1 protein-coding gene is annotated in these 1,051 nt (G+C 40.8%); it reads left to right on the top strand.

Translation table 11 applies throughout. The annotated features are described in order from the left end of the window. Positions 1 to 310 precede the first annotated feature (310 nt). On the top strand, positions 311 to 1,051 hold a 741-nt coding region (locus tag BG32_RS02075; RefSeq protein WP_121526326.1), incomplete at its 3' end, for a M48 family metallopeptidase.

Raw genomic sequence — 1,051 nt, forward strand, 5'->3', positions numbered from 1 at the left:
TAAGCGCTCCTCTCCCGATAAGTCGAAGGGAAAAAACTCAAGGAGCCATAAGAAATCACGTTGACAAGCTATCAAGCTCTTAATAATTAGTTGCCTTATGTAAGAAGCGCAGTGCACCGGTATTTTGAAGTCCTTCATGGTAAAGTGATTTTGGTTTTCTACCTGGAATGGTCTCTGTTCATTCTGATCTCGGCAGACCTCATTCATGGTGAAACAAGAATAGAAAGATTCACCAATCTTAGGTAAAATTACTTCTTCGGCGAGCAAACATGGTATATTTTTTACAAGTCACTCTGAGAAGAGGTGCTATATGGAGATTATTCGCCTCAAGAAAGACAAGAAGAGCTTTGATATCACGGACACACTACCATTTGCGATCGCAATCCTCGATGAGGTTTACGATGGTGATATAAACGTTGCGATACATGATTTGAAGTCTACTAAAATTGGGAAGGATCTTCTGACAATAGGTGGTTTAGCGGAAACTTTCGACAATGTTGTAACTCCCGAAAACTACGCTCCCATAGAATACGAGGAATTCAATGATTACTTGAAAGAGACAGGTCTCTCTGTGGCTTCTTTTACTAGAGGTACATTTTCGGGGTTTCAGGACAAAATACTCTCTATAGCTGATCGGGGTGACTATGAAAGCGCCCAGAAGTTTCTTGATTTGCTCATGGATGCAAATGTTGACAAAGCGACGGTTTGTGAGCTGAAAGGCTCTATTTTTCTAGAGTCAGGTGATGAAGAAGAGGGAATTAAATGGCTTCAAAATGCTCTAAAGATAGATTCTTCACTTGTTACAGCGTATTCATTTCTTGGTCAGACATTCTATAACAGAGGTGATTTTGATAGTGCGGCAGATTGTTGGCAAAGGGAGATTGCAGCTTCTCCCGATCACCTTGTCACCTACTTCATGTTAACTGATGCCTATATTAATGCCGGTCGAATGGATGAAGCTCTGAATGTTCTCAAAGACCTTTCGAAAAGAGATCCAGACAGTATTCTTACAAAGGTGGAAATGGCCGAACTTTACGAAAAGATGGGAAAC

Origin of the sequence: Mesotoga sp. HF07.pep.5.2.highcov (genome assembly GCF_003666285.1) — a bacterium.
GTDB classification, from domain to species: Bacteria; Thermotogota; Thermotogae; order Petrotogales; family Kosmotogaceae; genus Mesotoga; species Mesotoga prima.